Consider the following 19935-nt stretch of genomic DNA (forward strand, 5'->3'; position numbering starts at 1 on the left):
CTGCGATTCCAAAATTTCCTTATACAGGCTGTTGCCGCCCATGGAGATCAGGAGCTGCAATACGGTTTCAAAGGGCAATTTTTTCTTGCGGGTAAAATCTTTTTCAGGGTTTTTGACGTAAGGTGCGGGTAGCGCTGACATTTCTTCAATGAGAGATGTCAGTGTTCTTTTAAGTGAATTTGCGTACTCATTCATGGCGTAACCTCCTCGTTTTTCAAGGGGCTTCGCCACACATTTCTAACTGCTTGTCAAGTTTTTTACATCATATATGCAAAAAAGAGCGGGCTATCTTTTCGATAACCTGCTCTTTCTTTGATTTATGGTCCTGCGCCTTATCTTAATGACATTGCCCTAGTTGGGGCAGCCCTTGAAAATGTTTAAGGTCCTCTTCCATCAAATGCGGATAACCCGCTTATCCTTCGCTTCCTTAAGCCATAACGGAAATTCATTCAGCAGCTGATTATATAAATCTTCATCGGATATCTTAGCAATATCTTTAATATGGATAAAATTAGCGTTGTCTACAATTCGACCTTCCATCGTATCCAGCTTCTTCAGGACTTCGAAATCGGAATTTCCAATTCCGACAAATTGCCAAAAGAGTGGTTGAAGCGAAGATTCCACGATTACTTTTTTTATAGCTTTTACAACTCCACCATCATTAATAAAAATAACAAACGCAGGAAGCGGTGAATCCTCTTCAACTGTATATTTACGAATCACATCGTTCATAACTGGAGGTTCATTATTACGACCAAACTTATGGATTTCTCGGTTATTAAGAATATGTTTCTCCACATATTGATCGAAATCCCGCTCCGTTACGGAAGACAATCGACTAAACTCGTTGTCATACACCCACACATCCAGAGTCGCATTATCATCAAATTGACATGCTACAGCGAGTATCCGTTCAACAACCTCCTGAACGGTTCCGTTTCTATACAAGGGAATCATAGATCCGGAAATGTCGAGCACTAAACCAACTCTGGCGGCAACATCCTTCATCTTTTTCTTCTCTAGTGTGATTTGAACAATTTTCTTGCGCAGGTCAATCGTCGAGAGGACTGGTTTGGTCTCTATTTCAACCGTTTCTTGTGCTGCTTCCTCTTCGATCACTAGGCCAAAGCTCGTACATAACGCTGCTAATCCTCCAAAAAAACCACTGCCAATTGCATTAAATTTCCACTCACCATTGTGCCTATATAACTCACCAACGACGATTGCTGTTTCTTGTGACAAGTCTGATCCATATTCATAACGAAATAGTTCTTCGTTACGATCGGCATCCATGAGTCTGACATACCGATTGGAGACATCTTTCATACTGTATCCGTTCTTCTCACCTTCATGAATCGTTAGTGAAAAAGCAATCTTAGCTGTCGTTGCTGGCATCTTCGCCAAACATAGGGAGATGGCTTCTTTGTCTTGCCCACCAGCTTGACCATGTACCACTGCCCCATTTAGCCCAGATGGATTTCCGTAGAAGATAAAATCTTCATCTTTCTCACACCGATTGTTATCAGATAAAACAAAACAAGACGAATCAATGCTCAATTTCGAGTCTGCTGACCATCCAAATTGTAATTTTACGTTTAATAACCCTTTCCCCTTGGTTACATCTATCTTTTGTCCTTTTGAAAGAAACATATGTATATCTCCTTATATGGAAAAATGTCGTCATATCTTCAACAGTACCATACAATGTTGAACTCTCAAAAAGAAAATTATGCAGCCCTACCCAATGGGCAAGTTCGAAGCCGATGAGATGAGACGCACGACGGAGTGCAATATCGGTCTTGAGAACGATCATAAATAACTGAGTATTATATATACTGTTTATATGATCCACAATTCAAAGAACGGGGAGATAATGAATGACGACAAATTCCATTGAAGTTATGGGCTTGCACAAAAGCTTTGGCAAACAAACCGTATTAGATGGCATTGATTTACAGGTGGGGAAAGGTACGATATTCGCACTGCTTGGGCCTAACGGAGCTGGGAAAACGACATTGATTCATATTTTGTCCACGTTATCCGAGCCTGACAGCGGGGTTGCGCGAATCGAAGGCTATGACGTGATCGCTGACCGCAAAGCGGTTCGCGGCTTAATCACACTCACCGGGCAATTCGCTGCGGTAGATGAAGTACTGACCGGCTATGAGAATATCATGATGATGTGCCGGTTGTCAGGTCTATCTGCTGACGAATCGCGCACTCGCGCAGCTCAGCTGCTGAAGCAATTCGAGCTGGAGGCCGCAGCTAGCAAGCGTGTCAAATCCTACTCTGGCGGTATGCGCCGCAGACTGGATCTGGCCGTTAGCCTTGTCGTTAGTCGTCCGGTCATCTTCCTCGATGAACCGACGACGGGCTTGGACACGGTCAGCCGCAGATCCCTGTGGGAGACTATCCTCCAGTTGAAACAGCAAGGCATGACGATCTTGTTGACGACGCAATATCTGGAAGAAGCCGATCAGCTTGCAGACGAAATCGCTGTGCTGAATCATGGACGCATCGTCGCATCCGGCTCTGCGGAATCATTGAAAGCACGTGTTGGCGGCGAAGTCATTGAGCTGCGGAATTCGTTGGATGAAGTCATCCTATCCATTCCGACGAGTGGCACTGTTCAAGATGTTTGCCAAACATTGAACGAGATCGCGGGCTCCTGCCCGCCAGGTACACGTATCTCCATTCGCAAGCCAAGTATGGATGACGTCTTCCTTGCTTTGACGACAACTGATCATAAGGAGGCTTCCCTCGTATGAGTGATTATCAAGCACTGAAGAATCTACAGCCGATGAACTCGAACCCCCCTCGACCAAACATGAATAATCTTGCTTTGCCAAAGGCAGCTTCGTTCGTAACAACCAACGCCGTCTTCGTCGGACGGAGCATCCGACACAGCTTACGCAACATCGAGTCGCTGATGATGGCCATCATGCTCCCTGTGATGTTGATGCTGCTGTTTACCTATATCTTCGGCGGCGCCCTTGATCCAAGCGGTAATTATGTAAACTATGTCGTGCCAGGCATCATCTTATTGTGCGCAGGCTTCGGCTCATCGAGCACAGCTGTGGATGTGGCGACCGACATGACTAACGGCATTATTAATCGCTTCCGAACCATGCCGATCAGCAGCATTAGTGTCATTACCGGGCATGTCGCCGCAAGCCTTGCGCGAAACTTGCTTGCTACTTGTATGGTCATTGGCGTTGCCCTGCTCGTTGGTTTCCGCCCAAATGCAACATTCATCGAATGGCTTGGAGCCATCGGTCTCATTATCTTGTTCATTCTAACCTTTACCTGGTTATTCGCTGCGATTGGTCTTGTCACAGGCAGCCCTTCGGCTGCCAGCGGCTACGGATTCGCGCTGCTGTTCCTCCCTTATCTATCCAGCGCTTTCGTCCCGACGAGCACGATGCCGACTTGGATGCAAGGATTCGCTAACCATCAGCCGATCACGCCGGTTATCGAGACCATCCGCGGGCTGCTGATGGGCACACCGGTGCTGAACAACGGTTGGTGGGCCATCGGCTGGTGCGTTAGCTTGCTACTTATTGCCATTGGTTGGTGTTTACTCTCGTTCCGTAGGAAGAGCGGGAAGTGATGGAGTCTTCGCAAACGCCGAACTAGCCCCATTTAACGTTATGGCATAACGCTATTCTCCTCCAATTAGCTCATTTCCCTCTAAAAGGCAGAAATAGCGTTATACCATCATTCTATTTTCCTTGAATGTGATTGATTTGGTGGGATAGCGTTATGGAGTAACGCTATTTGTGGGTGGGGATAGCCACGGTAGCACGTTGCAAGTAATACAGAGCATGTAGGAGACATTATCGACAGTTCCCCCTCAGCTTCATCCCCTAGGACAACCGGCCAAAAATGCAAAAATACACTTATTCTCGGGTAAAACCCCTCAAATTTGATAAATACGTGCAAATAGGCATCCTTTTCCACCAAAACCGTGCCCAAGGGGTCGTTGAGGCAGAAATAGTTGCACTTTTGCACGCATTTCAATTTTGAGATGCTAGCTCGATCAAAAAGGTTGCACTTTTGCATTTTTCACAGTAGATACGCTAAGAGTTTAAAAAACGGCTGCCCACAAGTAATATTTTCTACTTGTGACAGCCGCTTTTTATTTATGCCGGTTACTCCCGCCCCGCACCTTTCTCTCGCAAATAATGCTCAATTCCATCCAAAATTCGTTCGAGTCCAAACGCTAGATCGTTGCCGATCGGATTCTCCGCCTCATCCGTGTAAGCGCCTGCCATTAAGATCGGATGCAGATTGGGAAAACGATCCGGTTTCACCAGCTGTTTTAATGCAGACCCATAGTTAACACCGCTAAATGTCTCTGGGCTCGCGCCATCACGGATCGCCTTATCCATGTCCCTTGCAATCAGGCCGCATGCTCTAGAATAGCTGCTGACGAGGAGTAGAAACGACATTTTCTCAAAATCATTCAACGGAAAATCCCGCATGATTCTCAACATCCAGTCGATTACCTGAAGATTATTTGGAGCAAGGGGGACGCTCGTGATCGGAATATCACTATACCACGGATGTTTGCGGAACATATCTACGCATGCCCAGACGTATTCCCCCATTTCCTCGCGCCACGGCTTGCCTGGCGCTTCTGGTGGAATTGGAATGTCGCACACCGCATCCTGCATAAGCACGAGCAAGTCTTCCTTGCTTGTAATGTAGCGATAGAGCGACATCGTCGTGTATCCCAGTGATTGGGCTACTCTGCTCATCGACACCGCTGTAAGTCCATCCTTGTCAGCAATATCAATGGCCGCGTCAACGATTTTCTTGATGCTAAGCTCACCTTTGGGCCCTCTGCGGGACGGCTTAACAATTCCCCAACTAAGAGCTACGCCTGATGGTAAGCTCTGTATAATTTCATCATCGATCTCGTCGCCGATCTCCATGCTGTTCATTCCTCCATTATCCATGCATTCCGAAAATGTATATCACATAAACAGTATACCATATTCACTCTCGCATCATCCAAATTACTACCTCCATTCATCAGACATACTACGTCCTTCCCACTGCTTAAAGATGATGTTGTTAAAATTTACAATTCCGTAATATTGAATTTACATGACCATTACATTGGTTTGGTATAAGTAAGAAGTCAAGAGAAATGCGGACAAAACCGAGGGGAGAATTACATCATATGAAAAAAAGTAAATGGATTGTACTGACAACTTTAATGCTAACACTTCCTGTCGCTGTTTCGGGAACAGTAACGGCTCAGCAAGTAAACGGGGAAACTTCCGAAAACGTAGCGTACTCAAGCAATGGGCAAGCGATTAAACCATCAGCTCCTGCTGTTAATTTGGACGGTAGCTTGTACCTGCCAGTTCGCGCACTATCTGAATCTTTGGGCAAATATGTCGATTGGGATGAGTTTCGCAGCAGTGTTTCATTGACGGACAAACCTGTTTTGACTGGTAAATATGAGCTCAAAGCACCCAACCTTGCAGAAGGCATCAAGATGGGAGTAGGCTCATCCTTAACGCATATTCCAGGCGACCCTGATAATGTATTCTATACAACGGCCGATCGCGGGCCGAACGGTCAACCTACTATCAACGGTAAAACAGTACGTACTTTCCCTCTTCCAGACTATGTACCTACGATTTATAAAATCGAAGTAAGCAAAGGTGAAATCAATATTTTAGACAAGTTCCCTTTGAAACTCTCAGGTATTGACCCTGTAACAGGCAAAGCTACAATTACGGGACTGCCAAATATTAAAGGGCGCGATGAAGAGCCCTACGATGCAAAAGGCGAGAAGGTATTAGCATACGACCCGTACGGACTTGATATCGAAGGTTTAGCTTACAATCCGAAAGATGATTCCTTCTGGATTTCTGATGAATATGGTCCATCCATTGTTCATGTGAAACGCGACGGTACGATCATTGAGCGTATTGTGCCAAAAGGTTGGGCTGCTCAAGTTTCCGCTCCACTTGTACCTTCCCGCGAGACGCTGCCTGAAGTCTATAACAAACTGCGCCAAAACCGCGGAGCTGAAGCTGTTGGCATTACGCCTGATGGCAAGTATATGTTCATGGCTATGCAGAACGCGCTGCGCAATCCAGATAAAGCTATGGACAATTCACGCCAGGTTCGGATTATTAAATTTGATTTAGCGACGCTTAATCCTGTTGGTGAGTTTGTATATGTCCTGGAAGATGCCAAGCAATTTAAAGATCTAGTTCAAGGCGATATTGTCATCTCCGATATGGTTGTTGTGAACGAGAACACCCTGTTAATCGATGAGCGGGATAAATTCGCTGGCGATAAAGCACAGTTGAAACGTATTTATGCGATTGACCTTTCAACAGCTACGAATATTATTGGCAAGTATGACACTACAGCAGCAGCAGGCAAAACAATTGAGCAAATGACGACTGCCGATCTCAAAGCTAACGGTATTCTGCCTACAACGAAGCGTACTGTATTGGATGCTGTTCAATTCAAGTTCCCTTATGAGAAAATTGAAGGTGTTTCACTCATCAATGGTGATACCCTTGCCATCACGAACGATAACGATTTCGGTATTGACAGCAAAACGCCAGAAAATGGTACATTGCTCTGGACATTTAAGTTGCCATACACAATTAAATAAGTACACGTAACGAATAGGTCTGGAAGTCCTTAATGGACAACCAGGCCTATTTACGTTTTCGTATGGACTCTCTGTAGAGCCTCGAATAATTGAATTAACTGGAAAAAATCCAGCTATTTCTCGATTATTTTGCTTCAATTTCGAATTAGATGGAAAAAATGTAGTTAATATCTTCCAAATTAGCTAATCTGACCATTTCAGTAAAAATTAACGGTAGAAAATACATTTATTCCCCGTAATCCCACTAAATAAGTGAAATTAACTACAGAAAATGCATTTATTACTTGTCGGAAGGTGTGAACAGGGGTTGGGTTCCGGTTTCGGTCATTTTCTCCCCCACTCACCCCATCTTACTCTTGTACTGGGTCGGTGTAATTCCTGTATGGCTTTTAAACAATTTACAGAAATAACGATAGTCGGAGATGCCGACTGCGCTGGACACTTCGTATATTTTCATCGTGGTTCGCTCCAGCATCTCGCTTGCTTTCTCCATACGAACCCGGTTCACGTATTCGAGGAAGTTCTCGCCAATCTCCTGCTTGAACATTTGACCCGCATACGAGGGATGCATATGCACGAGCTTGGCAAGCTCTGCCAACTGCAAATCCGCTTGATAGTGCTCGCGAATGTAGCGGCACATCCATTGGATCTCCTTGCGTACTGTCACCGGAGGCTGGGCTTGCAGGTTCCACCAATCACAGATGGCCTCAATGGTTGCCTGCCACCACGCACAGTACGTGTTCCACGACGTCAATCGATCGATGCCGCTTAGCCTAGCGACGACTACGTCTGGCAGCCGCACAAGTTCAGGTTGCAGCATCTGCCTCGTCAGACGGAGCAGATCGCCCGGATGAATGGGCGGCACGCCTAGCGTGATCATCACCTTTGCAGCCTCGCGGAAAGCCTCCGTATTCTCACGCTGCAAAGCCTTGACGACTGCCGCCGCCCACTCCCTTGTCTGCTGCGCATCGAGTCGCCGAAGCACGATTGAGGGCTTCTCCCTTTCGGAATAGAAATACGCAGCTAGTCCATCCCGACCTTTGCGCATAAGATCAGCTAGCCGTTTCACTGTCAATCTTGACTTCCCTTGCTCTTCTACCGAACCAATATGAACGAGGCTTTTCGTAGAAATAATGCTGCTTACTGCCTCTTGCGCCATTCTTGCTAATTGATTCAAATGAAAAGCAGGTACCTCTCGCTTCGAGCCAACGAGAAGTAGCAAGTGGCTGTGTTGCAGAGGGAGAATCGCCAATCCGTTACCCTCGCCTAACATCTGCCCATCCAGTTTGGCTTCAAGTAGATCAGCTAGTTGGCTTTGCCTCTGCTCCAACTCCTCAAGAGAGGCATGTTCTTGCCCTGAACTCTCCGTCGCACGCCAACCTAGCGTAATTCCCGTCACATAACTCGCAGATTCTACACCTGCCAGCCATTCGCTTGGCACTGGAAACTCTTGCATGCTTACCTCGTCTTCCAACAGCCGATCTGTCCATTGGCGCTTCTTTGCCCACTTCTTTTCGCGTTCGAGCTTGAGCTGCATCGCCAGCTTCTGATCAATATCCATCTCGTGCACTAGGTCTTCAGCCACCTTGCGGCATGCTTCTAGAATTTGCTCTGGCGTTTGCGCGAGCTTAATTAAGTAGTTATCCACACCTAACTCAATCGCCTGCCTCGCATATTCGAACTCACCGTAAGCGGTTAGGATAACGATTCGGATGCGCGGCCACCTTTTCCGTACATAGGCAGCCAGCTCCAGTCCGTTCATATTGGGCATCGTAATATCCGTCAGCAGCAGATGAGGAACTTCCCGCTCGATCATGCTAATTGCTTCTTTGGCACTAGAGGCCGCTCCCATGAACGCAAATCCCCCATCTGACCAAGGAATACGCTGCGCAAAGCGCTCCCTTACCCATTTCTCGTCATCCACCATCAGTATTTTCAGCATGATCGCTCGTCCCCTCTCCCTGATGCTATCCTTGCTCACTCGACTCTCCGGCCGGCAGATGAATCGTCACCGTTAACCCCTCATCCGGTTCATTGTCAAAATGCAGCCCATACGCATACCCGAATGTCATCCGCAATCGTTCTTGGATATTTCGCATCCCCAGATTGTTCAACCCTTTGTTCGGATTGGCAGTGCCTGAATCTTCTAGCAATTGTTTCAGCTTCTCTGGTGGAATCCCAGGTCCCGTATCAGAGACTTCCAGCTGCACGCTGTTCCCATCATGCTCTTTGCCACAAACAATAATATGGTTGACGCCTTCCTTACTGAGTCCATAGAAAATACTATTCTCTACCAACGTAATCAACGTCAGTTTCGGGATCGGTGTCCCATTGTAGATCTCAGGTACAGCCATATCCATGACAAATACGTCTCCATACCTCAGGTTCATTATCTGCACATAATTGTCCAATTGCGCCAATTCATCCTCGACGGTTACGATGTCCCCTACCTTGTCTGTTGAATATTGCAACAAACCCATCAATGAGCGAATCATCTCGCACATCTCCTGCGTTTGTCCCGTTTCCCCCAAACAATAGATGGCATTAAGCGTGTTATTCAGAAAATGGGGATGAATCTGCGATTGGAGCACCTTAAGCTCGTGATGTCGCTTCTTTTCTTCCGCTATGCGCAAATCGTCAAATAAGGACTGGATATCGTCCATCATGCCGTTGAAACCATTAGCGATATGCGTGAACTCATCATTGCGTTTAAGCTTAATGCGAGCTTCGAGCTCACCGCGTGCCGCTGCCTTGAATTGCTTTGTAATCGCCGTCACTGGCTTGCGGATATAATTCGTAATCCAGACGGATAGGATGAATGCAAGGATGATGGCAACTAACAATACGAATACCAATTGCTCCTTCAGCGACTCTAATAATGGAAAAGCCTGCGACTCCTCAATCACGGAGAAGACGAACCAATCCCAGCGGTTTTGATTAGAACTAAGGACCATATAGTTGCCAAATGAGGTGTGAACGGTGTTAAAGGACGTACCACTTTGCTGCGTAAGTGCCTGCAACGCCTCTTTCATTTCCAAATGATTGAGATACGTCTTCGGATACGCTAGGTACGTGTTCGTGGAGAGGTAATCGCCCTGGCCTGTAAATAAATAGATACGCCGCTGATTATCCGGATTATCCTGAATAATTTGCGGACCCGTCAGCGCATTTAGATTAACATCCATGGCTACCACCCGCCGGTTGTCGATTTGCTTAGCGACTGTCAGCACGAAGTGGTCATTGATCGTATGAGGAGGGCTCCACCAGAAGCCCGTTTTGCTCGTATGATTGGTGATTTCTGTTATGCGTTCTTGGGGAACATAAACACGATACCCAAACGGAGAGGAGATCCGCACCACGTTATCTTCAATCACGTAAATACTGGAAATCTCCTCCTGATGATAGGTGAGTACATTTTCCATGAGTTGGACGAAATCTTTTTCCCCCATATTAGAGAGGACTGGCGTGGAGAGGAAAATCAGTTGCGTTTGTATATTATTCATTAGGGTTTTAATATAGTTCTCGACTTGCACGACGGAGCCTTGCAGCACTTTTTCGTTGTTTTGCTTGATAGGCTCGAACAGCCGTTGGTAACTGAATACGCCAATCACCAGAAACAGCACGATGACTGACATAAACGTAAGGATAAAGAGCTTCGTGGAGACGCTGGAAATGAAGTTAGTTCTTCTAAGCCGACGGAACATGCCAGATCCCCCTATACCCTACAGACCCTATTATGAAACTCCTATTTATAGTATAAAAAATTAATAGAGATTTAACTAGCTCCCGCGCTGAGAATCTCCATAACGGACAACGACGCCCAGCACTTGCTGTGGCGCTTGACGATATAAGTCATAAGCTTCCCCGATACGCTCTAATGGCAAAATGTGTGAGATCAAAGGCGCCACGCTCAGCTTCCCCTCTGCTAATAAACGAATATATTCGGCCATATTGCGGCCCTCGGTCCAACGGACGAGCCCGATCGGATAGTCAATCCCTTTCATCTCGTAATCTTTCAGATATCGTCCAGGTCCGCCTGCGCGGGAAATGAGGATTTGCGCCTCCTTTTGAAACATCAGCTCCCGATTGAACGTCATGCTGACATCACCGACGATAACGATCGTCCCCTTATCGCGAATCCAGCTCAGCGCTTTATCAATCATCTCGCTGTTGCCGCCACCGACACACAGAATGACTGCATCCACACCAACTCCTCCGGTAATATCCGGTAGGTTATGGGTCATGTCTTCCTCGTTGGTATAAACCAACTGCGTGCCGGAGGCTCTGAGCTTCTCCGCACGCTCAGCTACACGATCCATACCGATGACGATGTTAGCTGAGGCCTCGGCAATTTGACACGCGATCTGCCCTAGTATGCCTAAGCCAACAACAAGGACAGACTCGCCGAATCGCAGATCGGCCTGCCGCAATGCATGAATAGCAATAGCGCCGAGCCCTACATGAGCTGCTTCTTGGGCGTCCACTTGCTGGGGCAAGGGAACTACCAAATGCTTCGGGACTTTGAGGAGCTCGGCATGACGAACAAACGGCGAACCATAGCAAGCGACGCGGTCCCCTTTTTTCACATGCGTAATACCCTCCCCGACTTCCCTAACCTGCCCCATGGCGCTATAGCCTAAGAAAATCGGCTCGGTAGACCGTATATCTTTCAGCATCATTTCGGTGCCTGGACTGATCGCAGAGCAGGTCGTTTCCACCAATACGTAATTGGCTTCTACATTTGGCTCCTCCATGTCAATGATCTCCACACTGCCTGATCGTGCAATGACTGCTCTCATAGCCGTTACAATCCTCCATTACCCCTTAATTGAACCTAGCAGTGCGCCTTTCACAAAATACTTCTGCAAGAAAGGATAAATAATTAATAGCGGCAAGGTAGCCACAACGACGACGGCCATCTTGATCGTTTCTGGCGGAAGAGCATCCAGTACGAGTGAATTAATCGACAACTCTGTCGAGACATTCGGCGTTTGAATCATACTTCGCAGCACGACCTGCATCGGCATGAGCGATTTGTCAGATAGATAGAAAATTCCTTTGAAATACTCGTTCCAATGGGTAACGCCATAGAACAAACCGATCGTCGCCATGATCGGCGCTGACAAGGGCAGAACAATACGGAATAACGTAGCTAGTTCCCCACAGCCATCCACTCTAGCAGCTTCCTCGACTTCAGCAGGTAGATTCTCGAAGTACGTTTTGACAATCAGCAAATTAAAGGTGGATACCATACCGGGTATCACGAGTGCCCAGACCGAATCATACAAGCCAAGGCTGCGCACCAAAATGTAAAGCGGGATAATACCGCCGCTGAAAATCATCGTAAATACGAGCGCCATCAAGATAAAGTTGCGGCCAGGCACTGATTTTTTGGATAGCGGATACGCCAGAAGTGTCGTCACAACCAGATTCAGCGTCGTCCCTACCACCGTGATGAATACCGTAATTTTTAAAGCTTGAGGAATCCGTGGAGAGCTGAATATTTCTTTGTACGCTTGAAGTGTTATATGTTCGGGCCAAATGACGAAACCGCCATTTTTCATGACTTCCACATAGGGTGTAATGGAGACGATAGCCACATAGTAGAGCGGGAATAACGTAACCAAGGCGAATAAGCCCAAGACGGTATAAATCGCCGCATCTACTGCATGATCCCCTTTGGTTTTATGACTACTCACAAAAGACATGCGAATTCCCTCCTTTTCCAACATTGCGGTTTGCAGCTACCATATGCCAGAGCCTCCCATTTTCTTAGCCAGTCTATTTGCGCCAATTACGAGCACGAGTCCAATAACCGATTTGAACACACCCATGGCTGCAGCTACGCCAAACTCAAGTCGCTCAAATCCGTAGCGATACACCCAAGTATCTACAATATCTCCCACATCATAGACACGCGCATTTAAAAAGATGAAAACCTGATCGAAGCCTGCATCCAAGATGCCGCCGATACGAATAATCAGCAAAAGCACGAATACATCACGGATACCCGGCAACGTAATATGCCAGAGCTGACGCCAACGTCCTGCACCATCTACGACGGCAGCTTCATAAAGTTCCTGGTTAATGGATGCCAGAGCTGCTAAGTAGATAATTGCTCCGAATCCGGTATTTTTCCAAATTTCTGTCAGAACTAGTAAGGGCCTAAAGAAATCCTTATTCGTTAATAAATCAATCGATCCCCAACCCATATCACGTACGAAGGTACTGATTAAACCAGATCCTGGCGCCAGGAAGGAGAACGCTAAGCCGTACACAATGACCCACGACAGAAAATAGGGCCCATACGTGATCGTTTGTACAGCGCGTTTAAACCATCTGACCCGAACTTCATTCAACATTAGTGCAAGGATAACATCGGGTACCATGCTGCCAACGATTTTGTAAACACTAATCAATAAGGTGTTTCTCATAATGCGTATAAATTCGGGATTATCAAAAATAACACGGAAATTATCGAAACCCACCCAAGGACTTCCCCAAATTCCTTTCATTAGATTGTAGTCTTGAAAGGCAATCAGGGCTCCCATCATCGGAGCATAATGAAATAGTGCATAATAGATCAAGCCAGGAATCATCATGAGGTAAAACCATCTGCTCAGATATATACTGCGTAGCTTGCCCTGCCTCATCGGGCGTGAAACGGTAGGTTTCTCTTGTCTTGCAGCTATGGTTTCCGCCATCGCCATCTCCTCCTAGTTGTCATTTCTTGATAGAAGGCAGAAGGAAACCCTTGAACTTACCTAGGGTTCCCCTCGATGCCTAGCCACATTTATTTGAAATCGTTCAACTTCTTATCCTTCAGTACCGAGTTAATTTGCTTCGTGTACTCCGTGAAAATATCTCTGCCTTTGTATTTCGTCATCAGCTCTTCACGGTATTGCGGCCAGTTTTTGCCGCTTTTGTCTTCCAACACCGCTTTGATGTGGAACTTACTCATTTCTTTGCGGAAATCTCCAATATTAATACCAGCAGGAGGAACTAAGCTCACTGGAGGCAAGGCGTTATGCTTCGGAAAGCTCTCAACCGTTTTCAGAATTGCACGGTCATGCTCAGAAATACGGGAATCAATCAGCTCAAGCCCAAGTACATTCGGCTCATCCGGCGTAAAGGCAGCGTACACGTTCAACCAATTGCCCGCTTTGGCGATATCGGCTTCGAAGTTAGCTACGTTCAATGTAATCTTATTGCCGGATTTCGTATAATGTTTGCCTTCTTGACCATAATGCGTAAGCAGGAAGCCTTCTTCACCTGTCAGCCAATTCATAATTTCCAAAGAGCGCTTCACTTTGTCAGGGGTTTTATCGGCCGTTGTTTTACTAATTAAGATCGTAGCTTCAGGTACGTTGTATTTCCAAAGTACCGGTTTATCCAGCGGGTAAATAGGCTGCCAATTTGCTTTGGGATCCAGCGCCTTTGAACGATTCTGCACGCTTGTCGCAGAGCTCTCTAATGCCGTGTTTTTATCAAGACTAAAGATCATACCAACTTTGCCTTGAGCCGCTTTATCAAAATGAGCAGGTGCTTTATTTAAGAACCAATCCGGATCAACAATTCCTGCATTGTTCCATTCCACGACTTGTTCAAGGACACCTTGCACTTTAAGGTCAGTACGGTTATCCACGTAACTGTTGTCAACAATTTGGAAGTCTGCGACGAAACCATTATTTAACCATTGCGGGAAATCGAGAGGTAAGGTTACACCACTGCCTGCAGCTGAAAATCCGTACGAATCTTGTTTGCCGTTGCCATCGGGATCACCTTTGGTGAATTGTGTTAGGACGTTGGTCAATTCGGCGTAATTTTTCGGAGATTTAAGCCCCAGCTTATCTAGCCAATCCTGACGGATGTACCAAGACGCATAGGAGTTACGTTGGAAAGGATCAATCCCCCGTGTGAATTCCCCTTGCTTGAGCTGGAACGCGTCTACTTCCTCTTTGGATACCCATTTGTAGTAGTTTGGTATGGCTTCTTTCGTGAAGTAAGGAGTTAGATTAGCCGTGATCCCATCCGTGATATATTTCTGTGACTCTGCTCCGCCCGCGATGAAAAGATCAGGAGCTGCCCCTCCCGCCAATGTGGCGTTGAGCTTGTCATGGTACTCTTTACCTATCACCATATAGTCGATTTTTAGATCTACGTTGAATTTCTCTTCGATGGCCTTCTTCACGAAATCTTTGTCACCGGAAGGTAACGTCACATTCGCTAGGTACGGACTGGCTACTGACCAGTTCAAAGCGAGCTTAGCTGGCTTCGCCGCGCCGGTCGCATTGGGTGAACCTGTTGCTGTTGCTGATGTTTCCGTGGCTTTGTTATCTGAGCATCCTGTAAGCGCAAACATCGTGGCGAGTCCTACTAGCGTTAATTTTTTCATCATAAAAACACCCCTCCTATTTATACTTGCGTGAGCTGTGGAGCATGATGCGGAAACTTGATGCGGAACGCGATTGCAGGAATGATTAATGTAAGAGATTGCTTGGAGCGATTCGTAAGATCAATTACTGAAAGCGGATACAATAGAATAAAAAGAGTAAGTGTGCACCGCGAATCGTATACCGATCGTAACCGTAAACCACAAATCTCAAAAACTAATCATGTCATTCATTACTGCTGGGCTTAGCTATTTGGTAATGTTTACTTGTTCTTAGTATAGGTTGGTTACATGGTCGAAACTAGCAGACGATTTCAAGAAATAGTGGAGATAATACAGAACTGACTAAAAAGTGTGGAATTTTTCGACATCGTAGACTAGAAAACTTCACAAGCCATTCTCACTTCCCCACAGCCCATCACACAAGAAGCCGCGTGGCATTTATCCAGTGTTTCGTCGAGCTCAAGTGGTCATTTGCATCCATTAGTCCGAATTTGCCGAACTAATTTCACCTTCCGCCTCATTGCAACCTAATTTGTCCTAAATAACCCAACTAAATCTGCCTAAACAACGCCGCTGCGAGGAAAATGAGCATTTAGTTCGGCAAAACCTGACTATTCGCCCATAATAGACAGAAATTCTCATTTTAATTCGGATAAATCGGACTATTCCCGATTATGGATTATGGCACACAATTTCACTGAGGAGTGACCGCATATAAAAAAACCGCACCCCCCATAAAGGAGACTGCGGCATTTTCTTCATTTTGCAACCGTTAATCTGCTTGTTTCTCGTTCTATAAAAGTTAGCGGAACTTCAAACTCGCGTTCCTCGCTCGCTTCTACCGTGTGGCCGAACTTATGAAGCAACTTATGGATGGCCATTTGAGCCTGGAGCTCATACGGAATGTCCCAACTCGATATACCAGGATAACTATGCATAGCCATATAGTCGTTGTTAATACTGATCATTTGTATGCGGTTTGGGAAGTCGATCCTCTGCCTATTGGCTGCCGAGAGTAGCTTTAATGCAACATGATCATCAAAAGCGATGATTCCCGTTCGCTGTGCTGGCCCCGCTACTACCTCTTGGAGAAAGGCATCCACATCCAGTTCCTTCATCTCAACAATGCGATGCGGAATCTCCACGGGCAGTTGCTCTAAACCCAGATGGAATCCGTTCCTGCGCTGTTCATCAATAACGTTCGAGTGCTTACTGCCGACGTAGATGAGTGAATCACAACCGCGATCGGCAAGCAATTTCGTTGATTGTCTGCACGCCTCGGCAAAGCCTAAATTCACAGCACCAACAGCAATGTCCTCCGGCCACCCCCAGCCATTAATAAGAACAAGCGGCGTTCCACTATTTACGATTGCGCGCGTGGAATCCTTCCCCATCGCTAAACCATGACAGATGAGTCCATCCACTCTTCGCTGTAATAATACTTCCAAATTTCTTCGCTCGATCGTCGGATCAAATCCGCCTGAAGAAAAAACAGATAAATGATACCCCGCATGATGAGCTTCCAATTGTAAATACTCGGCTAACCTTCCGTAATAACTCGTTAACCCTGGCACAATGAGGCCAATTTCAAAAGTTTTGTTACGACTTAACCCCGCGGCCATGGTATTGCGTCGATATCCCAATTGTTCCGCTGCCAGTTCCACTTTACGAATCGTCTCTTTGGACGACCGAATTCCACCTCGATTCAGCACATTGGAGACCGTGGCAATCGATACTCCTGCTGCTGCTGCCACTTCTACAATGGTGACTTGTTTGGGTCTGCTCATCTATGTTTCAGCTCCATCGGTTAAACGTTTAACTTGCTACTTTAGATTAAATTGAACTGCATAAGCTGTCAAGGGAAATGCACCAGAATCACAGAATATTTCGAGAAAAACAGTTCGGCTGCCATCCTTTTATCGTCAAAAAAAATCGCCCCCAAAGCATGACTACGCCCTGGAAACGATTGCTTTCATCTGTCAATTCACATTAATGCGGGTATACCGTCTCAAACTCATCACCGCAAGGACCGCCACTCGGGTTGATCTCCAAGGAGACAGCCTCCCCATTTGCTCGATACAAAGGACGATAATGATTACTAATATGTGTCGCAGAAGCATTGGCATAATGGCAGATGAACGCGCGGCGGAAACGGTCTTTAGTCTTATTGCGGTAAGAACCATGAATTAGGTTGCCATTGAAAAATAGAACATCTCCGCGGTCCATGATGACGGGCATTGCCTTCTCGTCTTTCGGCGGTTTCACGTAGTGGGTCGTAAAGGATTCCTTCGAATCTGCGAGATCGGGACACGAGATTTCAAGGGCATTCGTTTTCGGTACAACGAGCAATCCTCCATTTTCCTCATCAGCCGCGTCGATCGCTGTCCAAGCAGCAATACAATTGCCCGGTTCTACTTGTAAATAAAAGTTATCCTGATGAAGCGCTTGCCCACGGGAACCTGGCGGTTTGTAATAAAACATACTTTGTGCGGCGAGCGCTTCTTCTTCATACAAATCTGCTAACACTTCTAACACAGGCTGATGCAGCATGTAGGTTTTCGCAGTCTCATTAAACCGATGCGGGTGCATGACACGCGGGTAGCGTTTCAATGGATCTACAACTTCAGCCGTCAAGTCAGGATCAAAATGACCAGGAATTGATTGCTGGCTAATCGCTTCAAATGTTTCATCAATCGTAACTAAATCCGTTTCTGAGAATAGCCCCTTCACGATTACGTAACCCTCAGTTTCAAAATGCTGTTTTTGTTCCTTCGTCAATTTAACTAGTGATTGTGTCATCCTTATTCCCTCCAGTTGAATCTTTATTTCTGTGTCTTTAGCATATCGAAATAACCGGTCACTTAGAAGTACTAATCATGCTAATGATTCCTACTATCCTGCTATTAATGTGAATTTAAATAAATTCGTATCGAAATACTCGGATTTGATGTATAATGAGGATACTTTATTTCAATGTGAATGGAGGATAACCATGACCAACCCACTTTTGCATGACAATTACGATTGTGTAGATGAAGTACCCTTGCATCGCGTACGAGGTAATCAACTAGGTATTCTGTTAAGTATCGTTACCAGTGTTCTCACCCAGCAGCTTTGGATTCTTGCCATTCCTTTGATCATTCAGCTAATTAGTCGTTCTTATGGCGTAAAATACAACCTTTTTGTCCGACTGTTCGCTCCGTTCTTTCCTGTCAGTACACGAACGGAAAGCCGCGAGCTCCTTCGGTTCAACAATTTGCTAGCGATTCTTTTTCTCATCGTTACCCTTACTGCTTCACTTTTCAATTTCATGACGCTGGCCTACATCACACTGAGTATGCTTACTATAGCTGTCGTGCTCGCGTTAAGCGGCTTTTGCTTTGGATGCTTCATTTATTTTCAGTGGAAGCAATATTTAGCGCGAAGATCTGCGTAAGTCACAGCCACGGCGTGGCTGAAGACTCTCTCATCTACTGAAAGGAGTTAAGAGCGTGTGCTCTTAACTCCTTTTTGGGCAGCTATCCGGACTCACTTCTTCGGAGTTGCAATATCTATATATACATTCCCCTCAATGATGAGAGGCTGATACTTTTCCAATCCAGGCAGCTCCATGCCCACAGACGCTCCTACAATATCGAAGGGCACCAGAAAAAAAGATCCTTTTTTCGGTTACGCTGCGCCTCTGTTGCCGGCTCCACCGAACAGCCTAGATGTGTGCAAACTGGTGAAAGAATGACAAGTGCACCGTTTGCATCTTTGGTCACATAAACGAAGCCGTGTTTTGGCGTCTTCACCCAAGCATCCTCGATCGTAGTTGTATAAAAAACTTTTTCGTAGCCATTCATCGCACGCAGTTGCTCTAATTGGCCGACCTTTACGAAACTAGAGGGAATCTCCCGTTTAGCCGAATCGTCCATCTTCTTCCCATGAACCGCTCCGTAATAGAACAAGGCCGTATTCCCAACTAACAAACCAGACACACCTAATACAACTTTACTTGATGTGCTCAGAAAAGCTCTTCTAGTGACCTTACGAGGCAATTGAACAGTCATACGATGGTCAACTCCTTCACTTCTACTCACTTACTATATTTTACCTTATTTTAACATATTAGCATGAATTTTGTTTCACTCTGATAACACAAAAAAAGAAGCCAGATCATCGATCACGGCTTCTTTCTTCTTGCGTTCTATCTGAAAAGAGAAATTAACTTATTGCAGGCAATACTTTATTCATTTTCAATTCCAATATGGATACAATATTATTCGAACATTATCCGGTAAACAGGTTACTTCTTTTTCCAATTCTAACGCATTAATTTTAGTATGCCCAAAGTTTGACCCCGTTATACATGAGGCCGTCCTTATATCAACCTTTTGGCATAACAGTGTCTCGGCTTCCCATTGTACATGAGGCGTGTAAACTGAAGCGCAAATCCTTGCAATTCTAAATTGCGTTTACTCACCACATTGTCCGGATGAACGGTTGAATATACGTATCGGCAGCCCTTCTCCCGCGCACGCTTTTCCCGCAATTCGTGGAAATAACGTTGCAATCCATGACCACGGACGGTTTCATGAACGATTGTTGCATCGAGAATCGCTACATATGCTAAATCTGACTCAGGAACTCCGAACTCCCTGCCCAGATTACTTTCACTTGAACTAGCGAACGCCAGCACAGAGTAAGCCACAAGCTTTCCATTTTGAAAAGCGCCGTAGATTTCACCTTGTTCTTCAATATGAGCGCTCAGGTACTGTTCATCATCCATCGCAAAAAGTTCTTGTGATGCAAGACGAGATACAACATCAACCATCAGCGCTCGAATAGCTGGAACATCCATATGGTTTAATCGGCGGATTTCCAAATCAGCAAAATTTTGTACCACCAT

16 protein-coding genes and 2 pseudogenes are annotated in these 19935 nt (G+C 45.9%); 4 read left to right on the forward strand and 14 right to left on the reverse strand.

The window, feature by feature from the left end; translation table 11 throughout:
- From AC58PV_RS12305 to AC58PV_RS12315, 3 genes and pseudogenes are all read right to left on the reverse strand, one after another.
- Nucleotides 1-195: pseudogene (locus AC58PV_RS12305) on the reverse strand (hypothetical protein); the annotation flags it as partial.
- A 198-nt stretch (nucleotides 196-393) separates the two neighbouring features.
- Complete coding sequence (locus tag AC58PV_RS12310; protein ID WP_497432798.1) at nucleotides 394-1008, reverse strand: vWA domain-containing protein; 615 nt, start codon at nucleotides 1006-1008, stop codon at nucleotides 394-396.
- 129 nt (nucleotides 1009-1137) lie between these two features.
- Nucleotides 1138-1650 (reverse strand): annotated as a pseudogene (locus AC58PV_RS12315) (TerD family protein); the annotation flags it as partial.
- Between the two features lie 227 nt (nucleotides 1651-1877).
- Between AC58PV_RS12315 and AC58PV_RS12320 the strand changes: the two are divergent.
- Complete coding sequence (locus AC58PV_RS12320; RefSeq protein ID WP_497432529.1) at nucleotides 1878-2768, forward strand: ATP-binding cassette domain-containing protein; 891 nt, start codon at nucleotides 1878-1880, stop codon at nucleotides 2766-2768.
- A 59-nt stretch (nucleotides 2769-2827) separates the two neighbouring features.
- Nucleotides 2828-3610 carry an ABC transporter permease gene (locus AC58PV_RS12325; RefSeq protein ID WP_497432799.1) on the forward strand — a complete coding sequence of 261 codons (783 nt, stop codon included), beginning with the start codon at nucleotides 2828-2830 and terminating at the stop codon, nucleotides 3608-3610.
- 541 nt (nucleotides 3611-4151) lie between these two features.
- Here AC58PV_RS12325 and AC58PV_RS12330 read toward each other — a convergent pair.
- A complete protein-coding gene (locus tag AC58PV_RS12330) occupies nucleotides 4152-4937 on the reverse strand; it encodes a TetR/AcrR family transcriptional regulator (protein ID WP_497432530.1) in 786 nt (261 codons plus the stop codon).
- A 251-nt stretch (nucleotides 4938-5188) separates the two neighbouring features.
- On the opposite strand from AC58PV_RS12330, the gene AC58PV_RS12335 reads away from it, so the two are divergent.
- On the forward strand, nucleotides 5189-6649 hold the full coding sequence (locus tag AC58PV_RS12335; RefSeq protein ID WP_497432531.1) for an esterase-like activity of phytase family protein: 1461 nt from the start codon (nucleotides 5189-5191) through the stop codon (nucleotides 6647-6649).
- A 340-nt stretch (nucleotides 6650-6989) separates the two neighbouring features.
- Here AC58PV_RS12335 and AC58PV_RS12340 read toward each other — a convergent pair whose 3' ends face one another.
- From AC58PV_RS12340 to AC58PV_RS12375, 8 genes are all read right to left on the reverse strand, one after another.
- Nucleotides 6990-8591, reverse strand: a complete 1602-nt coding sequence (locus AC58PV_RS12340; RefSeq protein ID WP_497432532.1) for a response regulator transcription factor — start codon at nucleotides 8589-8591, stop codon at nucleotides 6990-6992.
- Between the two features lie 25 nt (nucleotides 8592-8616).
- Entirely contained in the window at nucleotides 8617-10353 is a 1737-nt protein-coding gene (locus AC58PV_RS12345; protein WP_497432533.1) for a sensor histidine kinase, read from the reverse strand.
- A gap of 75 nt (nucleotides 10354-10428) precedes the next feature.
- Nucleotides 10429-11448, reverse strand: a complete 1020-nt coding sequence (locus AC58PV_RS12350) for a zinc-dependent alcohol dehydrogenase (protein WP_497432534.1) — start codon at nucleotides 11446-11448, stop codon at nucleotides 10429-10431.
- 18 nt (nucleotides 11449-11466) lie between these two features.
- The gene (locus AC58PV_RS12355; RefSeq protein ID WP_497432535.1) at nucleotides 11467-12357 is read right to left on the reverse strand and encodes a carbohydrate ABC transporter permease; all 891 of its coding nucleotides are present in this window, start codon (nucleotides 12355-12357) and stop codon (nucleotides 11467-11469) included.
- Between the two features lie 36 nt (nucleotides 12358-12393).
- Complete coding sequence (locus AC58PV_RS12360; protein ID WP_497432536.1) at nucleotides 12394-13353, reverse strand: ABC transporter permease; 960 nt, start codon at nucleotides 13351-13353, stop codon at nucleotides 12394-12396.
- Nucleotides 13354-13442: 89 nt separating this feature from the next.
- Nucleotides 13443-15047 (reverse strand): type 2 periplasmic-binding domain-containing protein, encoded by a 1605-nt coding sequence (locus AC58PV_RS12365; protein WP_497432537.1) that lies wholly within the window; start codon nucleotides 15045-15047, stop codon nucleotides 13443-13445.
- A 755-nt stretch (nucleotides 15048-15802) separates the two neighbouring features.
- Entirely contained in the window at nucleotides 15803-16831 is a 1029-nt protein-coding gene (locus AC58PV_RS12370) for a LacI family DNA-binding transcriptional regulator (RefSeq protein ID WP_497432538.1), read from the reverse strand.
- Nucleotides 16832-17033: 202 nt separating this feature from the next.
- Complete coding sequence (locus tag AC58PV_RS12375; RefSeq protein WP_497432539.1) at nucleotides 17034-17843, reverse strand: phytanoyl-CoA dioxygenase family protein; 810 nt, start codon at nucleotides 17841-17843, stop codon at nucleotides 17034-17036.
- 193 nt (nucleotides 17844-18036) lie between these two features.
- On the opposite strand from AC58PV_RS12375, the gene AC58PV_RS12380 reads away from it, so the two are divergent.
- Entirely contained in the window at nucleotides 18037-18480 is a 444-nt protein-coding gene (locus AC58PV_RS12380) for a DUF4395 domain-containing protein (RefSeq protein WP_497432540.1), read from the forward strand.
- Between the two features lie 190 nt (nucleotides 18481-18670).
- Here AC58PV_RS12380 and AC58PV_RS12385 read toward each other — a convergent pair whose 3' ends face one another.
- Together AC58PV_RS12385 and AC58PV_RS12390 are read right to left on the reverse strand one after the other, a co-directional pair.
- Nucleotides 18671-19096 (reverse strand): hypothetical protein, encoded by a 426-nt coding sequence (locus AC58PV_RS12385; RefSeq protein WP_497432541.1) that lies wholly within the window; start codon nucleotides 19094-19096, stop codon nucleotides 18671-18673.
- A 311-nt stretch (nucleotides 19097-19407) separates the two neighbouring features.
- Nucleotides 19408-19935 carry a GNAT family N-acetyltransferase gene (locus AC58PV_RS12390; RefSeq protein ID WP_497432542.1) on the reverse strand — a complete coding sequence of 176 codons (528 nt, stop codon included), beginning with the start codon at nucleotides 19933-19935 and terminating at the stop codon, nucleotides 19408-19410.

Source organism: Paenibacillus sp. J22FR83, assembly GCF_059691955.1.

Excerpts from the sequence above, each read along its gene's own strand:
- AC58PV_RS12350 (WP_497432534.1), bottom strand. The coding sequence starts at position 11,448 with ATGAGAGCAGTCATTGCACGATCAGGCAGTGTGGAGATCATTGACATG.
- AC58PV_RS12355 (WP_497432535.1), bottom strand. The coding sequence starts at position 12,357 with ATGTCTTTTGTGAGTAGTCATAAAACCAAAGGGGATCATGCAGTAGAT.
- AC58PV_RS12330 (WP_497432530.1), bottom strand. The coding sequence starts at position 4,937 with ATGGAGATCGGCGACGAGATCGATGATGAAATTATACAGAGCTTACCA.
- AC58PV_RS12325 (WP_497432799.1), top strand. The coding sequence starts at position 2,828 with ATGAATAATCTTGCTTTGCCAAAGGCAGCTTCGTTCGTAACAACCAAC.
- AC58PV_RS12365 (WP_497432537.1), bottom strand. The coding sequence starts at position 15,047 with ATGATGAAAAAATTAACGCTAGTAGGACTCGCCACGATGTTTGCGCTT.
- AC58PV_RS12335 (WP_497432531.1), top strand. The coding sequence starts at position 5,189 with ATGAAAAAAAGTAAATGGATTGTACTGACAACTTTAATGCTAACACTT.
- AC58PV_RS12390 (WP_497432542.1), bottom strand. The coding sequence starts at position 19,935 with ATGGTGGTACAAAATTTTGCTGATTTGGAAATCCGCCGATTAAACCAT.
- AC58PV_RS12310 (WP_497432798.1), bottom strand. The coding sequence starts at position 1,008 with ATGAAGGATGTTGCCGCCAGAGTTGGTTTAGTGCTCGACATTTCCGGA.
- AC58PV_RS12380 (WP_497432540.1), top strand. The coding sequence starts at position 18,037 with ATGACCAACCCACTTTTGCATGACAATTACGATTGTGTAGATGAAGTA.
- AC58PV_RS12385 (WP_497432541.1), bottom strand. The coding sequence starts at position 19,096 with ATGACTGTTCAATTGCCTCGTAAGGTCACTAGAAGAGCTTTTCTGAGC.
- AC58PV_RS12345 (WP_497432533.1), bottom strand. The coding sequence starts at position 10,353 with ATGTTCCGTCGGCTTAGAAGAACTAACTTCATTTCCAGCGTCTCCACG.
- AC58PV_RS12360 (WP_497432536.1), bottom strand. The coding sequence starts at position 13,353 with ATGGCGGAAACCATAGCTGCAAGACAAGAGAAACCTACCGTTTCACGC.
- AC58PV_RS12370 (WP_497432538.1), bottom strand. The coding sequence starts at position 16,831 with ATGAGCAGACCCAAACAAGTCACCATTGTAGAAGTGGCAGCAGCAGCA.
- AC58PV_RS12340 (WP_497432532.1), bottom strand. The coding sequence starts at position 8,591 with ATGCTGAAAATACTGATGGTGGATGACGAGAAATGGGTAAGGGAGCGC.
- AC58PV_RS12375 (WP_497432539.1), bottom strand. The coding sequence starts at position 17,843 with ATGACACAATCACTAGTTAAATTGACGAAGGAACAAAAACAGCATTTT.
- AC58PV_RS12320 (WP_497432529.1), top strand. The coding sequence starts at position 1,878 with ATGACGACAAATTCCATTGAAGTTATGGGCTTGCACAAAAGCTTTGGC.